General features: G+C 42.0%; 16 protein-coding genes. 8 read left to right on the forward strand and 8 right to left on the reverse strand.

Annotation, left to right across the window (positions count from 1 at the left end; genetic code table 11):
* Nucleotides 1–103: 103 nt before the first annotated feature.
* The 3 genes from bshB1 to ABI367_RS00870 are packed head-to-tail and all read right to left on the reverse strand — an operon-like array spanning nucleotide 104 to nucleotide 1971.
* Nucleotides 104–826: a bacillithiol biosynthesis deacetylase BshB1 gene (gene bshB1 / locus ABI367_RS00860; RefSeq protein ID WP_462230186.1), complete on the reverse strand. Its 723-nt coding sequence runs from the start codon at nucleotides 824–826 to the stop codon at nucleotides 104–106.
* Between the two features lie 5 nt (nucleotides 827–831).
* Nucleotides 832–1332, reverse strand: a complete 501-nt coding sequence (locus tag ABI367_RS00865; RefSeq protein ID WP_462230188.1) for a glutathione peroxidase — start codon at nucleotides 1330–1332, stop codon at nucleotides 832–834.
* 3 nt (nucleotides 1333–1335) lie between these two features.
* Nucleotides 1336–1971, reverse strand: a complete 636-nt coding sequence (locus tag ABI367_RS00870) for a DUF4294 domain-containing protein (RefSeq protein ID WP_462230190.1) — start codon at nucleotides 1969–1971, stop codon at nucleotides 1336–1338.
* Nucleotides 1972–2079: 108 nt separating this feature from the next.
* On the opposite strand from ABI367_RS00870, the gene ABI367_RS00875 reads away from it, so the two are divergent.
* The 4 genes from ABI367_RS00875 to ABI367_RS00890 all read left to right on the forward strand — a co-directional run bounded on the left by ABI367_RS00875 (nucleotide 2080) and on the right by ABI367_RS00890 (nucleotide 7520).
* Nucleotides 2080–4302, forward strand: coding sequence for a RelA/SpoT family protein (locus ABI367_RS00875; RefSeq protein ID WP_462230192.1), 2223 nt, complete (start codon nucleotides 2080–2082; stop codon nucleotides 4300–4302).
* A 111-nt stretch (nucleotides 4303–4413) separates the two neighbouring features.
* The gene (locus tag ABI367_RS00880; RefSeq protein ID WP_462230194.1) at nucleotides 4414–4881 is read left to right on the forward strand and encodes a Fur family transcriptional regulator; all 468 of its coding nucleotides are present in this window, start codon (nucleotides 4414–4416) and stop codon (nucleotides 4879–4881) included.
* Between the two features lie 33 nt (nucleotides 4882–4914).
* Nucleotides 4915–6192 carry an adenylosuccinate synthase gene (locus ABI367_RS00885; RefSeq protein WP_462230196.1) on the forward strand — a complete coding sequence of 426 codons (1278 nt, stop codon included), beginning with the start codon at nucleotides 4915–4917 and terminating at the stop codon, nucleotides 6190–6192.
* Nucleotides 6193–6263: 71 nt separating this feature from the next.
* Nucleotides 6264–7520, forward strand: a complete 1257-nt coding sequence (locus ABI367_RS00890) for an anthranilate synthase component I family protein (RefSeq protein WP_462230198.1) — start codon at nucleotides 6264–6266, stop codon at nucleotides 7518–7520.
* Nucleotides 7521–7545: 25 nt separating this feature from the next.
* On the opposite strand, the gene ABI367_RS00895 is transcribed toward ABI367_RS00890, so the two are convergent.
* From ABI367_RS00895 to ABI367_RS00910, 4 genes are all read right to left on the reverse strand, one after another.
* Nucleotides 7546–8346, reverse strand: coding sequence for a M48 family metallopeptidase (locus ABI367_RS00895; protein WP_462230200.1), 801 nt, complete (start codon nucleotides 8344–8346; stop codon nucleotides 7546–7548).
* Nucleotides 8347–8416: 70 nt separating this feature from the next.
* Nucleotides 8417–9061: a glycerol-3-phosphate 1-O-acyltransferase PlsY gene (plsY, locus tag ABI367_RS00900; RefSeq protein ID WP_462230202.1), complete on the reverse strand. Its 645-nt coding sequence runs from the start codon at nucleotides 9059–9061 to the stop codon at nucleotides 8417–8419.
* Between the two features lie 66 nt (nucleotides 9062–9127).
* The gene (gene nadC, locus ABI367_RS00905; RefSeq protein WP_462230204.1) at nucleotides 9128–9976 is read right to left on the reverse strand and encodes a carboxylating nicotinate-nucleotide diphosphorylase; all 849 of its coding nucleotides are present in this window, start codon (nucleotides 9974–9976) and stop codon (nucleotides 9128–9130) included.
* A 746-nt stretch (nucleotides 9977–10722) separates the two neighbouring features.
* On the reverse strand, nucleotides 10723–11109 hold the full coding sequence (locus ABI367_RS00910; RefSeq protein WP_462230208.1) for a DUF4783 domain-containing protein: 387 nt from the start codon (nucleotides 11107–11109) through the stop codon (nucleotides 10723–10725).
* Nucleotides 11110–11297: 188 nt separating this feature from the next.
* Here ABI367_RS00910 and gpmI point away from each other — a divergent pair, with 188 nt between their 5' ends.
* Complete coding sequence (gene gpmI / locus ABI367_RS00915; protein WP_462230210.1) at nucleotides 11298–12818, forward strand: 2,3-bisphosphoglycerate-independent phosphoglycerate mutase; 1521 nt, start codon at nucleotides 11298–11300, stop codon at nucleotides 12816–12818.
* A gap of 19 nt (nucleotides 12819–12837) precedes the next feature.
* Nucleotides 12838–13464 (forward strand): hypothetical protein, encoded by a 627-nt coding sequence (locus ABI367_RS00920; protein WP_462230212.1) that lies wholly within the window; start codon nucleotides 12838–12840, stop codon nucleotides 13462–13464.
* A gap of 13 nt (nucleotides 13465–13477) precedes the next feature.
* Here ABI367_RS00920 and ABI367_RS00925 read toward each other — a convergent pair whose 3' ends face one another.
* Nucleotides 13478–14122, reverse strand: coding sequence for a tetratricopeptide repeat protein (locus tag ABI367_RS00925; RefSeq protein ID WP_462230214.1), 645 nt, complete (start codon nucleotides 14120–14122; stop codon nucleotides 13478–13480).
* Between the two features lie 379 nt (nucleotides 14123–14501).
* On the opposite strand from ABI367_RS00925, the gene lon reads away from it, so the two are divergent.
* Both lon and ABI367_RS00935 read left to right on the forward strand, forming a co-directional pair.
* Nucleotides 14502–16976 (forward strand): endopeptidase La, encoded by a 2475-nt coding sequence (gene lon, locus ABI367_RS00930; protein ID WP_462230215.1) that lies wholly within the window; start codon nucleotides 14502–14504, stop codon nucleotides 16974–16976.
* Between the two features lie 40 nt (nucleotides 16977–17016).
* On the forward strand, nucleotides 17017–17336 hold a 320-nt coding region (locus ABI367_RS00935), incomplete at its 3' end, for a lipid A-modifier LpxR family protein (RefSeq protein WP_462230217.1).

Consider the following 17336-nt stretch of genomic DNA (forward strand, 5'->3'; position numbering starts at 1 on the left):
CGAACTATCCGGCATATTGTTAAAACTCGCTAAGGAGAATAAGTTACGCAGGGAAAGAAATGATACTAATAATCGTTTTGAATATGTAAAGGCCTGATAAGGTTTATACCAGGTCAAATAAATTATTTACACCCAATATCCTTCTCGACGTAAAGCCTTCGGCATATTTTACTTTAATAACTTTACCAAACTCTCGTGCGCGGGCCTCAATTACCTGCATAAATTCAGGCGATGAAATATAGGTTTGAGGCTCGCTTTTCCAGTTTGGATTAAAAAACTGCGAGCCAAAGGCGTATATGCTTTCCACTTTTTTATCCCAAAAATCGGTCACATCAACCAAAATATCGGGTTTAATATATTCATCCTGTATAAAGTGCAGCAGCAAATTTGGCCGCCACGCCTGCTGAAGTTCGCCATCGGCATAAGTTTCAATTTTCATTAAACCTGCCAAAAACACGGCGGCATCAACCAACTGGTTTGCGCGGCCATGATCGGGATGGCGATCATGGTAAGCATTGGTTATTACTATTTCGGGTTGATATTTACGTATGGCTTCAATTACTTTTAACTGATACTCGCGCGTGTTTTGAAAAAATCCATCAGGCAGTCCCAAATTTTCCCTGGCTGTTAACCCTAATATTTTTGACGATGCTTCCGCCTCACTGTCGCGTATCTCTGCCGAGCCGCGAGTACCCAACTCGCCGCGTGTCAAATCAACAATGCCCACTTTTTTGCCCAGGGCAATATGCTTTAAAATAGTGCCTGCGCACCCAAGTTCGGCATCGTCAGGGTGTACTGGTAAAACTAATATATCTAATTTAGGCATAGTAATCATTGATTATTGGCTAATAAGCGCGCCACCTTTTTTTTAATTTTCGATGAATTTGGCTTGGTAAACGGGTAAAAAAAATCAGTTACTATACCTGACCGGTTTATTAAAAATTTATGAAAATTCCACCGCGGCACTGACGACAGCACACCATTTAATTTTTTATCAGCAAAAAAGCGGTATAACGGGTCGGCATACGGCCCTCTAACCCTTATTTTATTAAAAATTGGAAAGTTGGCGCCAATATTTTCACAAAAGTCTACTATACCCTTACCTTCAAGCGGTTCCTGCCCGCCAAAATCATTCGATGGGAAAGCCAGTATCTCAAAGTCGCTGCCTGTAAAATTATTTTTCAATGCTACCAGATCTTTCAACTGCGGCGTAAAGCCGCATTGCGATGCTGTGTTTACTATTAAAAGCACTTTATTAGTATAGGCCGAAAGGCTTACTTCTTCCCCGTATATTGTTTGAACAATAAAACGGTAGATGTTATTATCAATCATTAATTAATATTTATAGGAGTCGTAACCCGCTTTTTGAAGTATACTTTCAATATCGCGTTGTTCGTCCTTATCATAGGTTTCTTTAAGGTTGTGTCCAAAAATACGGGCAGCCGACTGTAATAAAAAAGCGCTGAATCCACCTTTGATCTCCTTCACCAAGCTATAGCTGGTATAACCGGTTTCGCGGTCAATAAGTTTTATCAATACCTCACCCTGACTAATTGTCAGATTTTCAACTTCCCTTTTAAACATATCCTTTATCTGCGCTTCGCAGGCATTTATCAACTCTTTTTGTCTTTTTTTATCGCCTGTTAAAGCCAGATCACGCTGTAATTGTCTGTACCTGGTGCCGGCAAAGCGCGCATAAGGCATTACTTTGTAAACATTATAGCGTAAACGGTTGTAGGCATCGCGGTCTTCCTGGCTTTTAAATATACGGGCCTCTTTTATAATTACTTCGTCGCCAATAATCCAGGGGATGTTAACCCCGTCAACTAAAGCAACATACGTTCTAATGGTATCATTTTTGCCATGTTGTACAGGCGTAGCAGATTGCTGTACAGGCACAGGTTGTTCTGTTTGGGCCTTGGCGCCCAACATACAGCAGCAACACAGTAATATAAAACCAATAAATTTCATAATTTTACTAATACAAAATTAACGCAATTTTTGTTGTATTTTACAATAACCTGCAATTTAACACTTTATTGCAAGTTAATGATATTGGCAACAATACGGCATATATATATGAAAGATTTAGTGATTGACCTGGAAGAAGAGAAAAACGAGATATTAAAACGATACCGTGCGTTGCTGCGCGCCAGTAAATCAACCTTGCAAAAAGGTGATAAACGCATGATACGCAAGGCGTTTGATATGGCGTTGGAGAGCCATAAAGATATGCGCCGCAAATCGGGCGAGCCGTATATATACCACCCTATTGCAGTGGCCCAAATAGCTGCCGAAGAAATAGGCTTAGGCACTACATCCATAGTATGCGCGTTGCTGCATGATGTGGTTGAGGATACCGACCTGACACTGGAAGATATTGAACGTGAATTTGGTAAAAAAGTAGCCAAAATTATTGACGGCTTAACCAAAATATCAGGGGTATTTGGCACCAACAGCTCGCTGCAGGCCGAAAATTTCAGGAAAATGCTGCTTACCCTTGCTGATGATGTGAGGGTAATACTAATAAAACTGGCCGACAGGTTGCATAATATGCGTACCATGGAGTTTATGCCGCGCGACAAGCAGCTTAAGCTATCGTCAGAAACTGTTTACCTGTATGCCCCGCTGGCGCACCGTCTGGGTTTATATGCTATAAAATCAGAGCTGGAAGACCTCTCCATGAAATACATGGAACGCGAAACCTACCAGTTTATCAAAAATAAGCTAAACGAGAAAAAGGCAGAGAGGGAAAAATTTATACGTGATTTTAGCGAGCCGGTTAAAAAGGCTCTTGCTGCACAGGACCTGGAAGCGGATGTTTTTGGGCGACCAAAATCTATCCATTCTATCTGGAACAAGATGAAAAAGAAATCTATCCCTTTTGAAGAGGTATATGATTTGTTTGCCATCAGGATAATTTTAGATAGCACACCCGAAAATGAAAAAGCCGATTGCTGGAAAGCCTACTCGATAATTACCGATCTATACCGGCCAAACCCCGACCGGCTGCGCGATTGGATATCATCTCCAAAGGCAAATGGGTACGAATCATTGCATACCACAGTAATGGGGCCGAGGGGCCAATGGGTGGAAGTGCAGATACGTACCACACGCATGAATGAGATTGCCGAAAAAGGTTTTGCGGCACACTGGAAGTATAAAGAATCATCGTCTGACAGCGGGTTGGACCAATGGGTGCAAAAAGTTAGGGATATGCTGAAAAACCCCGACTCGAACGCGTTGGAGTTCCTCGACGATTTTAAGATGAACTTGTTTAGTGATGAGATATTCATTTTTACGCCAAAAGGCGCGCTTATACAACTACCACTTAACGCTACAGCCCTTGATTTTGCCTTTGAAATACACACCGATGTAGGCGCAAGCTGTATTGGCGCGAAGGTGAACCATAAACTGGTACCGCTAAGCTACAAACTGCAAAACGGCGACCAGGTAGAGATAATTACCTCAAGTAAACAGGTACCCAAGGAAGATTGGCTGAGTTTTGTGGTAACCGCTAAAGCCAAAGCCAAAATAAAATCGGCCTTAAAAGAAGAAAAACGCAAAATAGCTGAGGACGGTAAAGAGATACTTGAGCGTAAGATGAAATCGTTAAAGCTCACTTACAACACCGAAAATTTACAAAAACTAAGCTATTACTTTAAACTGCCATCAACACAGGAACTGTTTTTTAACGTTGCCAAAGGCGTTATTGACATGAAGGACCTGAAAGATTATCTGGCCTCAGAAAAGGTAATTGAAAATAAGCCCCAGGATAAAATTGAACAGGAACAGGTACAAAGTTTGCTGCGTAACATTAAAGCTAAAGACAGCGACATGCTGCTTATTGGCGAGGATATGCAGAAAATTGACTATAAACTGGCCAATTGCTGTAACCCCATACCCGGCGATGATGTTTTTGGTTTTGTTACCGTAAGCGACGGCATTAAAATACACCGCACCAATTGCCCTAACGCCGCCAAACTAATGGCCAATTACGGCTACCGTATTGTTAAGGCCCGCTGGACCAACCAGCAGGAACTGGCATTTTTAACCGGTATACGGATAACCGGTATTGATGATGTAGGGTTAATAAACCAGCTTACTACCGTAATATCAAACGATTTTAAGGTTAACATGCGCTCCATAACGGTTGATAGCGATAACGGCATTTTTGAAGGATCGATCATGGTGTATGTAAATGATACCGAGCATCTGGATAACCTGATCAAAAAGTTAAAAATGGTAAAAGGTGTTACAGCAGTAACCCGCTTTGATTCTGATATTGAGAAGGTGTCGTGAAGAGGGTGAGTAGTGATTGGTTGATTAGGTGAATGGTTAACCTAATCAACTTAATCTAACCTAATCAACAAATCAACTTAAATACATAACTTTGAACATTAACCATACATTATGCCCCAACAGGACACTATAGCATTGGTAAAAAAAATATTTGAAGCGTACCTGGAGAATAAAAGCCTGCGGAAGACGCCCGAACGTTTTGCCATTTTAGAAGAAATTTATTCGCGAAGCGATCACTTTGATGTGGAATCATTATACATCCACATGAAAAATAAAAAATACCGTGTTAGCCGGGCTACTGTTTACAACACGTTAGAACTGCTGGTATCATGCGACCTGGTTACCAAACACCAGTTTGGCAAAAACATGGCGCAGTTTGAAAAATCATACGGCTATAAACAGCATGACCACATTATTTGTATTGACTGCGGCAAGGTAGTTGAGTTTTGCGACCCCCGAATACAGCAAATACAAAGCATGATGGGCGATCTGTTGAAATTCGAGATCAAGCACCACTCTTTAAATTTATACGGCAATTGTGTAAAATTAAGAGAAGGCTATTGCGATAGAAAAGTATAACTTTACGCCCTTTAATAAGATTCAAAATTTATAATGGCTGTTGACGTATTATTGGGCCTCCAGTGGGGCGACGAAGGTAAAGGTAAAATTGTTGATGTTTTAAGCGCAGGTTATGACCTGATTGCCCGTTTTCAGGGAGGGCCGAATGCCGGGCATACTTTGGAGTTTGATGGCAAAAAGTTTGTATTAAACACCATCCCTTCGGGTATATTTTTTCCGAACACACTTAACCTTATTGGTAATGGTGTAGTAATTGACCCTATCACCCTAAAAAGGGAAATTGATAAATTAAAGGATGCCGGGCACGACCTTTTAGCTAAAAAGAATTTGGTGATAGCTAAAAAAGCGCACCTGATATTGCCTACCCACCAATTATTGGATGCAGCATCTGAAAAAAGAATGGGCGAGGGCAAAATTGGATCGACCTTAAAAGGTATAGGCCCAACCTATATGGATAAAACCGGACGGAACGGTTTACGTATTGGTGATATTACCCTGCCTGACTTTAAAGAGCGTTACCAAAAACTGGTAGACAAACATACCTCTATGCTGCAATCGCTTTATGGCGAAGTTGCCGATTTTAGCGAACGCGAGCAAGCATTTTTTGAGGCTATTGAACTGATTAAAAAATTTGCGTTGGTTGACTCGGAACATTTAGTAAATGACTTTATAAAGCAAGGCAAAAAAGTATTGGCCGAAGGCGCACAGGGTACTATGCTGGATATTGATTTTGGCTCGTATCCGTTTGTAACCTCATCAAATACTACCGCAGCAGGTGCCTGCACAGGTTTAGGCATCGCCCCAAAACAAATTGGCGATGTAATAGGCATTTTTAAAGCTTACTGCACCCGTGTTGGCGGCGGCCCCTTCCCTACCGAGTTAAATGACGAGACCGGCGAAGAATTGCGCCGTATAGGCCACGAATTTGGTGCAACCACCGGAAGGCCGCGTCGTACAGGATGGATAGACCTGCCGGCTTTAAAATACGCTATAATGCTTAACGGCGTTACCCAAATGGTAATGACCAAAGCCGATGTATTAAGCGGTTTTGATAAAATTTACGCTTGTACCCATTACAACTATTTAGGCGAAAAAATTGATTATATGCCTTACGATATCTGCTCGGTTGACGCCGTGCCTGTTTTAAAAGAAATTGATGGCTGGGCCGAAGATATAACCGGCATAACTGAGTTGGACCAAATACCTCAAAAACTACAATCATACATTGATTATTTGGAGCAGGAACTGGGTGTACCTATTAAGTGGCTATCAGTAGGCCCGGATAGAAAACAAACGTTGGTACTGCATTAAGCTCAATTTTTAATTTATTAAAAGGCCCTGGTTTACCGGGGCCTTTTGCTTTTAGTTGTTATTTTTACAAAGTGATTAAACAGATACACGATCCTCAAACATTTAAGCAAAAAGCTTTGTTGTGGGCATCTACTTTTACATCGGCATGTTACCTGGATAGTAACGGGTTTAACGACCCGTACAGCAAATTTGACACGCTGATAGCCGCAGGGGTTAAAGAGGAGCTAACAGCTAACTCAGGCAACGCTTTTGATAAATTAAGCAGTTTTCGCAAAATCAATTCCGGCTGGATTACCGGCTTTTTGGGTTATGATCTTAAAAACGAAGTTGAGCAACTATCATCCGGCAATGCCGATGGCCTGCATTTTCCCGACCTGTATTTTTTTGTACCGCAATATATCCTCATTCTAAAAGGCAATGAAGTTGAAATTATAGCTGACGATGCGGAAGGTGTATTAAAGGCAATTGAAAGTCAGCTTATCCTCCCTACTCAAACATCAGCCGTAAAAATACAAACCCGTTTTAGCAGGGCCGATTACCTAAGCACTGCCAACAAAATAAAAGAACATATAGCCCGTGGCGACATTTATGTAACTAATTTTTGTCAGGAGTTTTTTGCAGATGATGCAATGATTGACCCGATGAACGCCTTTTTGCATTTAAATGAGATTTCGCCTAATCCTTTTACTTCTTTTTTTAAATGGAACGATAATTATATCCTTTGTGCCTCGCCCGAGCGCTTTTTGGCCAAACGGGGAAATAAGCTGATATCACAACCCATAAAAGGCACAGCCAAACGTGGACAAACAATTGACGAAGACGAATCCATAAAACAAGAGCTGCGCAATCATGCCAAAGAATTGCAGGAAAACGTGATGATAGTGGACCTGGTACGTAACGACCTTACCCGGTCGGCTAAACAGGGTACCGTTAAAACCGAGGAGTTATTTGGCATACATACCTTTAACCAGGTGCATCAAATGATATCAACCATTGTATGTGAAATGCAGGATGGTATTTCGCCTATAGAAGCTATTAAAAATACCTTCCCTATGGGCAGTATGACCGGCGCGCCCAAAATAAGCGCAATGAGCCTGATGGAGCAATACGAGCGTAGCAAACGTGGCGTTTACTCAGGAGCTATAGGCTATTTTAGCCCTGACGATGATTTTGATTTTAATGTGGTGATACGCTCGCTGTTATACAACCGGGCCGAAAAGTATTTATCCTTCCACACCGGTAGCGCCATAACCTATCATGCCGATCCGGAAAAGGAATATGAAGAATGCCTTTTAAAGGCAAAAGCTATTATGCAAGTTTTAAAATAATGTTTACCGGTCTATTGCTTTTGCCTTACTTTTTATAATATTTCATTGCATCCGGCACAGCTCTTTGTATAGCAGCTATACGTGTTGCATCAGTCGGGTGCGTACTTAAAAACTCGGGGATTGCGCCGCCTTTATTTTGCGCTGCCATACGTTGCCAAAAGGCAACAGCTTCGTTTGGATCATATCCGGCCATAGCCATAAAGGTAAGGCCCAGTTTATCTGCTTCTGATTCCTGGTCGCGCGAATATTTTAGCAAAGTTAATTGACCGCCAACACCGTATAATTCCCCTATTATTGCTTGCGCTTGCGCAGATTTATTGCTTGTTGCAGCGCCAACCAACGCACCGCCTGCCTGTGCCGCTAACTCCTGCGACATCCGTTCGGCCGAGTGGCGCGCAATAGCATGGCCAATTTCGTGACCCATAACTGTAGCTAAACCTGCATCAGTTTTTGCGATGGGTAACAGGCCGCTGTATACGGCCACTTTACCCCCGGGCATACACCAGGCATTTACTTCATTGCTTTTTATCAGGTTAAACTCCCAGGTAAAATTGTACTGGTTTGAATAGCCATTTTGCTGCAGGTAACGTTCAATTGCAGTTGCTAACTGGCCGCCAACCCGTTTTACACGCTGTGCATCGATAGTACCTGTTATTACCGTTGTTTTAGGATCAGACAGTAATTGCGAATAACTGGCTGCAGCTGCCTGGTTTATTTCAGAATCACCTACCAGACTCAATTGCCGGCGCCCTGTTAATGGCACTGTTGCACACGAATAAATTGTTGCTACTGTAGTAATAGCGATCAAAAGTTTTAAAATTTTCATAAACAAATATTATCTAATCAGGATACTTATCTATAAATTAACACATTTTGGCATGTAAAGTTTCGCGTGGCTACGCCTGCTTTTTCCTGAGGAAATTTACTTTCGACTCTTTACCCTTTAGCAATCGTTCGATATTTTTTTGGTGGGTAACCAGTATCAGCAAAAACATGCACATACCATAAATTACTACGGATTTATTGCTCGGAAATATAAACGAAACCCCTATAGTATAGGTAAATCCCGCTATAATTGAACTTAGCGACACATAGCGGGTTATTAGCAATACCACTATAAAAACTATAACGCAAAGTAAAGCCGCCTGCAGATGAATAGCCAGTATCATGCCCAGTAAGGTAGCTATACCCTTGCCACCTCTAAACCCCGCAAATACCGGGAACAGATGGCCCATTACGGCGGCTATGCCTAAAGCAAGCGCGTAATTGGTATAACTGGTAGAGTTATACGCGCCGGTGGTGCTTACGCCAATAAAATAAGCCAGATTGGTAGCCGTCCATCCTTTTAGGATATCTAAAAGCATTACGGGTATCCCGGCCTTTTTGCCTAATACCCTAAAGGTATTGGTAGCTCCCGCATTACCGCTGCCATACTCACGTACATCTATATTAAAAAATGCCTGCCCAATCCATACCGCGGTTGGTATAGAGCCAAACAAATAAGCTGCAATCAGGGCGGTTACCGAATAGATAGTTATCATCCTTAACGCAATATTACTAAATTGATAACCTTACCAACAAGTTTAATCATATTTTAATAAAATTCGTTATAATTTCACTGCCTTTAAGCTGAGGTCGAGGCACTGCACCGAATGGGTGAGCGCACCTATGGATATATAATCGACCCCGCAGTTGGCGTATTCGCGCACGTTATCAATAGTTATGCCGCCTGATGCTTCGGTAATATAGCGGCCCTCAATAATATTTACGGCTTGTTTAAGGTCGGCAAAATTAAAGTTGTCCAGCAGTATACGGTCAACACCACCGGTTTGCAGTACCTCTTCCAGTTCGTCCATATTACGTACCTCAATTTCAATGGCCAGCTTTTTGTTTTCGCTGATAATATATTGATGCGCATTCTCGATAGCCTGGTGTATACCGCCCGAATAATCCACATGGTTATCTTTGATCAGTATCATATCATACAGGCCAAAACGGTGGTTTACGCCGCCGCCTATACGTACGGCCCATTTCTCCAGGTAGCGCATACCGGGGGTGGTTTTGCGGGTATCTAATACCTGGGTATTGGTACCTTTCAGCAAGTCGACAATATGATGTGTTTTGGTGGCGATGCCGCTCATGCGCTGCATACAGTTAAGCACCAGTCGCTCGGCTTTTAAAATGCAGTGTACACTGCCTTCTACCTCCAGTACAATATCCTTTGGCTTTATTTCTGCGCCATCCTGCAAAAACACGTTTACTTTAAGTTCGGGGCTTACTTTGTTAAATATCTCTACCGCCAGTTCAACGCCGGCCAGTATACCGGTATCTTTTACTAAAAGCCGGGCTTTGCCTATGGTACCCTTGGGTATGGTAGCTAACGAGGTATGATCGCCGTCGCCAACATCCTCTTGCAGGGCATTGGCTATAAATTGGTCTGTATATGCTTTGTCCAAATCAAACTATTTTTTGAAGCCTCAAAAGTAACAACATTTTTGAGATGTTAAGGTTTGGGGGATGTGCAGATTTGCAGATTTGCGGATATGCAGATGATTTATAACTATAAGGCAAAAATTAATGCAAAAACGTTTAACATCGTTTAACATATTTTTGTATATTTTTAACATTAAATAATTGATTATCAATTATTTAAATCAAAAATAGCCTCAAAAAGTGTTAAACACTAAAAACTTACTATTTTATGGTACAAACCCCTGGCACCAGCTTGAGTTATTCAGTGCCTTTTGTATTGAAATAAACGAATAAACATACGATCCACACAATAACAAAAGGAATTAGTAAAAAGGCGATTATCAAATACCAAATCGCATAAAGTATTACAAAAACTAACGGTGAAAAAATTAATAGCTCTTTAAAAAAGTACCTTGTTGTTAAAAAGGGCAAACAAATAACACTCAAATGAACAATTAATAACATTATCCAAATAACAAATCTGCTCAACTCCATCCCTCCTGTTTTAATCATATAAATTGCGTCTGTAAACTCAGTTTCATATAAGGAAAACCATCCTTTGTCTCCGCCATTAACGGGTACAGCAATTACTATGGATAACAGGATCATTAAAAACAAAAGTATTTTCATGATTTTATTGATTGGATAGCATAGTCTATCTTATAATTTATCCCGATTACCTATCGCGTAGAGATTACCAAACTAATCACTGATTTCAAATCACTAATCACTATTTCGCCCCCTCAACCCTCACCTCTACCAACTGCATCACCCCTTTATTATCCTTTAAAGTAAAAGATACACGGAACACGCCTTTATCGGTAGTAAGCTCAATAACACCTACGTTATAAGCCGCGCTTGAGGTTACTTTATGCAACACTTTACTGCTAATGGGTTTGTTTTGGGTAAAGAATTTTTGGAGTATCTGTTCAGCCCGGGCTTTGGGATAGGTATCCAGGTCGGCCATAATGCCCATATCCACATTATTGGCAAAAAGTTTGGCAATTTCGCTGGTATTGCCTTTGGCAAAAAGGTCGGCCACGTGGTCAATGGTATCTGCCGCAGGCATAAAAAACACTTGCAGCAACATAAATAAAGTTAGGCAGGTAAGTTTCATAGGTCGATAAATTAAGTTAATACCGGTACTCTATGTTACTAAAATACGCTTTTTTTATTGAGTAATAAGTTTTGGGTGATGAGTTTTGAGTTTTTAGCGTGTTAATTTCAAATACTTATGCCTGCCATGTACTACTTAAAACTCAAAACTCACTACTCAAAACTCAACCAATCAACTATATTTGCCTTGTGGAAAATAAGAAACTCGCTTTAATTATATTAGACGGCTGGGGTTACGGTCGTAACGACGCGTCAAACGCTATTGTAGCTGCCAAAACACCTTTTTTTGATTCGCTTATAGCCAATTATCCAAACTCCAAACTCGAAGCATCGGGCATGGCCGTTGGTTTGCCCGAAGGGCAGATGGGCAACTCGGAAGTGGGACACATGAATTTGGGTGCCGGACGCGTGGTTTATCAGGAACTGGGCCGCATACATAAAGCGGTGGCCGATAATGAACTGGTAAGTAACCCGATTTTAAAATCGGCGTTTGAATATGCCAAAGCCAATAACCGCAGCGTGCATTTTATAGGTTTGCTGTCTGACGGAGGCGTACACTCGCACATCCGCCACGTTAAGGGTTTATGCGATGCTGCCAATAGCTTTGCCTTGCCCAATGTGTTTATCCACGCTTTTTTAGATGGCCGCGATACCGACCCGAAATCGGGCTTAGGCTTTGTGACCGATCTGGAACAATATATTGCCGGCACACCGGTAAAACTGGCATCGGCCGTTGGCCGTTATTATGCTATGGACCGCGACAACCGCTGGGAGCGTGTTAAAAAAGCTTATGATGTAATGGTGAACGGTATTGGCGCGCCAACAACCAATGTGGAGCAGGCTATAAAAGAATCGTACCTGAAGGATGTGACCGACGAGTTTATTGACCCTATTGTAAAAACCGACGGCAACGGGCAACCGCTGGCTGTTATAAAAGAGGGCGATGTGGTGATATGCTTTAATTTCCGTACCGACAGGGGCCGCGAAATTACGGTAGCACTTACTCAAAAAGCCTTCCCCGAATATAATATGCACCCGCTTAAACTGCGGTATATTACCATGACGCCTTATGACGAAACTTTTAAAAACGTTGAGGTAGTATTTAATAAAGAAGACGTTACCAAAACCATAGGCGAGGTATTGCAGGATGCCGGCAAGAACCAGATACGTATTGCCGAGACCGAAAAATATCCGCACGTTACCTTCTTCTTTTCGGGTGGCCGCGAAAAGGAATTTATAAACGAGAAGCGCCTGATGGTGCCATCGCCAAAAGTTGCTACGTACGACCTGCAGCCCGAAATGAGTGCGGCAGGTATAAGGGATGCTATTATCCCCGAACTGATAAGCGGCTGGCCAGATTTTGTGGTGCTTAACTTTGCCAATACCGACATGGTTGGCCACACCGGTGTATTTGAAGCGGTTGTAAAAGCGGCAGAAACGGCAGATAGCTGTACAAAAGCCGTTGTTGAGGCAGGGCTGGCGCATGGCTACTCGTTCATCATCATTGCCGACCATGGCAATGCCGATTATATGATAAATGATGACGGCACGCCAAATACCGCGCATACCACCAACCTGGTGCCGTGTATTGTTATTGATAAGGATGTAAAACACGTAAATGACGGCAAACTGGGCGACATTGCGCCAACTGTATTAAAAATATTAGGCGTAACTATCCCGCCCGAAATGACCGGCAATGTATTGGTGTAAAAAAAACATAGTTCCCTCCTTGAGGAGGGGTGCGGTTGACCGTGCAGTGGCAGGGAGGGGTAATAACCCGTATGTAACCCCTACCTCCTCCTTCCCCAGGGAAGGAACCGCACAAGTCCGCGCTTTATTTTTTTTATTACTTATAGCACTGGTACCTGCCTGCAAGCCGGATATTAAGGAAACCGGGGCAAGCGCCAAATATTTTGACCTGCAGGGCTATTTTAAAACTGAGGCTGCAAGGCGGGCCAAACTATCCGTACCGATATTGAAAACGGTAACACATAACGGCGCAACCGAAAGCAAGCGCGTAAAAATTAATAACTGGCCGCGCGAGTTAAACTTGTTTATTGAATCGGACATTAACAAAGCCGCATGGCGCGACAGCTACCAGATACAGCAAACAGACCATACCCTGATATATATGGCTAAAGATACCACCCTGAAAACGCGCGAAATAATTATCAATAAAAAGGATGGTAAGGTACAATGGATAACTATATATAATTACACACATAATATACTGTACACCAACCACGAAAAATTAAGCTACATGCCTGATTCTATTTATCAAATAGAAAAAACGCAGCATGTAAAATTACTGGGCATCAATAGATACACCATAACCGGTTATCTTAAACAACCATAAAAATAATTTATTATTAATTCCTGATTCTACGCGGGCCAATCGCGTCGGAAAGTTTTTCTTTAGAGAGGTCGAGCTGGGTGACAATATCCGTACGTGCAGGATCAGCAGCCAATATTTTTTCCAGATCGTCAATAGATGCTTTTAACGATTTAATGGCCCTCAGCTTGTCGTAGGTGCGCAAGTTGGTTTGTAGCTTAAATATAGCGTAATCACGATAGGCTATACCCCTGTTTTGATAATAGCTGACAATTTTACTGTCGCTCGTGCTAAACGTTATAGCTTTTGTAAAATCAACTATCGCCCCCAATAAATATTTTTCTTTTTCAACAGGCGAAAGCTGCGTGTCTTTGCCCAGGTTTTGTTGGGCCAATGCCCTGTAATAAAAAGCTGACGACTCGGTAGGCGCTATGTTAAGTTCGCGGGTAAACGTGTTTATTGATTTTAAGTAATTATCGCTGTGGTAATAAGAGTACCCCAGCATAAACAAGGCGTTTGTATTGGTCGAATCCAACGCGCAGGCTTTTTCTAACTGCATTACCGCCATTTTAAAATCAGCATCAATATAGGCTTGTTTACCTAACTTGAAATAAGCATTTTGGGCCCATGTAGCTTGTGCAGATGATACAACTAAGAAAGATATGATAACTGATAATCTCATTTAACCTATTTAGGTGCACGCCAAAGTATAGTTTATTAACTATATTTTGTTTGAATTATTATACCAATTAACAATTAAATATTTAAAATAGTTTATATTATTTATTAACATTAACCGTTACAAGCCTGACTTTTTTTCATATTTCCTATTTTTTACCGTTAATTTCAATAGCAATTAGCAGGGTTTATAAACAACACATTATCAGTATTTTGTATTACACTTATGCAAATATGCAAAAATACCCGGATATTGGCATAGCTCTTGAAACATTAGTTTGCGGGGTTAATATTGTAAATTTGTCCCCTGTTAGTTGCTGCGCCGTTTTTACGGGGTGACAATATGACGTTATATTTATATTCGATTTTAGAAAAGGTACCGGATGAGTTTTGACCCGTTTGATTTTAAGAATACATTACCCGTGATAAATGAAGATTCAGAATTTTTTCCGCTGATGTCGTCAGAGGATGAGGAGGAGATGAATAACGAGCAGGTGCCCGAGTTTTTACCTATCCTGCCGCTTCGCAATACGGTATTATTTCCGGGAGTGGTAATTCCTATTACCGTAGGGCGCGATAAATCTATCAAACTAATACGCGATGCCAATAAAGGCAGCCGTATGATAGGCGTGGTTGCCCAACTGGACGTAAATATTGAAGACCCCACTTTTGAGCAACTGCATAAAACAGGTACCGTTGCCCTTATTGTTAAAATGCTGCAAATGCCCGATGGCAACACCACGGTAATTTTACAGGGTAAAAAGCGATTTGTTTTAAAAGAGGAAGTTCAAAGCGAACCTTATATTAAAGCCACGGTTGAGCCTATTAAAGATGTTAAGGCTAAAGAAGATAAAGAATTTAAGGCCATGATATCATCCGTTAAGGATATGGCCATGAGCATTATACAGCTTTCGCCAAATATACCCAGCGAAGCAGGTATTGCCATACGTAATATTGAAAGCACTTCGTTTTTGATCAATTTCATATCCTCAAACATGAACGCGGATATGACTGCCAAGCAAGAGTTGCTTGAAGTAACCAATTTGCGCGAACGTGCCAACCTGGTACTTGAACACTTAACGCTTGACCTGCAAATGCTGGAGCTAAAGAACCAGATACAAAGCAAAGTACGGGTTGACCTGGACAAGCAACAACGCGATTACTTTTTAAATCAGCAGCTAAAAACCATACAGGAAGAATTGGGCGGCAACACTCCCGACCTGGAAATTGAAAGCCTGCGCCAGCGTGCCACAAAAAAGAAATGGAACGTTGAGGTTAAAGGGCATTTTAATAAAGAACTTGAAAAGCTGGCCCGCATAAACCCGGCCGCGGCCGATTATTCGGTACAGATAAATTACCTGGAGCTATTGCTTGACCTGCCGTGGAACGAATTTACCAAAGACAACTTTGACCTTAAACGTGCCCAAAAGGTATTGGATAAGGACCATTTTGGCTTAGATAAGGTTAAACAACGCATCATTGAGTACCTGGCCGTGCTTAAATTAAAGCATAATATGAAAGCACCCATACTTTGTTTGGTTGGCCCTCCGGGTGTTGGTAAAACATCGTTGGGTAAATCAATAGCTAAAGCTTTGGGTCGTAAATATGTGCGTATGGCGCTTGGCGGCATACGCGACGAGGCCGAAGTGCGCGGTCACCGCAAAACCTATATTGGTGCCATGCCGGGGCGTATTATACAATCGATAAAAAAAGCAGGCGCGGCAAACCCGGTATTTATTTTAGATGAGATAGATAAAGTGGGTAATGATTTCAGGGGAGATCCGTCGTCGGCCCTGCTGGAGGTGTTGGACCCTGAACAAAACAGCACATTTTATGATCATTATGTTGAGATGGATTTTGACCTGTCTAACGTGATGTTCATCGCGACAGCAAACTCATTGAGCAGCATACAACCTGCCCTGCTTGACAGGATGGAAGTTATTGAAGTAAATGGCTACACCATTGAAGAAAAAATTGAGATAGCTAAACAACACCTATTACCCAAACAACGCGAAGCGCACGGCCTTAAAGCTAAGGACGTGGTTATAAAAAACGACGCGCTTGAAAAACTGGTTGAAGATTATACCCGCGAGTCGGGTGTACGGGGGCTGGAGAAAAAAATAGGCTCGGTAGTGCGTGGCATAGCTAAAAAAATAGCTATGGATGAGGATCATAGCGTTAACGTAACCAAAGCCGAAGTTGAAAAAATATTAGGAGCGCCCATATATGATAAGGACCTGTACGAAGGCAACGAAACCGCCGGCGTAGTAACCGGCCTTGCCTGGACATCAGTAGGTGGCGATATTTTATTTATTGAAGCCAGCTTAAGCCCGGGTAAAGGCAAGTTAACCCTAACAGGCAGCCTGGGCGATGTGATGAAAGAGTCGGCAACTATTGCGTTGGCTTACATCAGGGCACATGCGTCAAGCTTTAATATCGATCCGCGCTTGTTTGACCAATGGGATATACACGTACACGTACCTGCTGGCGCCACCCCTAAGGACGGACCATCGGCAGGTATAACTATGCTTACAGCATTGGTATCGGCCTTTACACAGCGTAAAGTTAAGCCTCACCTGGCTATGACCGGCGAGATTACCCTGCGTGGCCGTGTGCTGCCGGTTGGCGGATTAAAAGAAAAAATACTGGCCGCCAAACGTGCCAATATTAAAGAGATCATCCTTTGCAAATCAAACCAAAAAGACATACTGGAAATTAAAGAAAGTTATATAACCGACTTGCAATTTCATTATGTTACGGATATGCGTGAAGTAATTAATCAGGCCCTGCTAACCGAAAAAGTTAAAGAACCGTTGGACCTTACCGTAAAAGCAGAATTAAAACCCGCGTTGAATTAATGGGAGCTTTTTCTATTTTTACCCCATTATAAAGAACCGGATGCACCGTATACGCCTGTTTGTTTTTTTCTTTTTTACCACCGTTACCGCATTTGCGCAAACCCATAGCACCGAAATTGGTCTGCAAACTGACAATGATGCCTACCTTATGCAGGGGTCTGACAGGTACTATACCAATGGTTTCTTTTTATTTTACCGTCATGCACTAAAGGTTGCCGACGGTACATCACTGAAAAATAAAATACTTGGGCTTGAACTTGGACAAAAAATTTTCAATGCCCAATCGGGCCGTATACCTTCGGTGGTTTATCTTGACCGGCCCTTTGCGGGTTATTTATATGCAGGTGTTAACCTTAACCT

This window comes from Mucilaginibacter sp. (assembly GCF_039935595.1).
Classification (GTDB): domain Bacteria; phylum Bacteroidota; class Bacteroidia; order Sphingobacteriales; family Sphingobacteriaceae; genus Mucilaginibacter.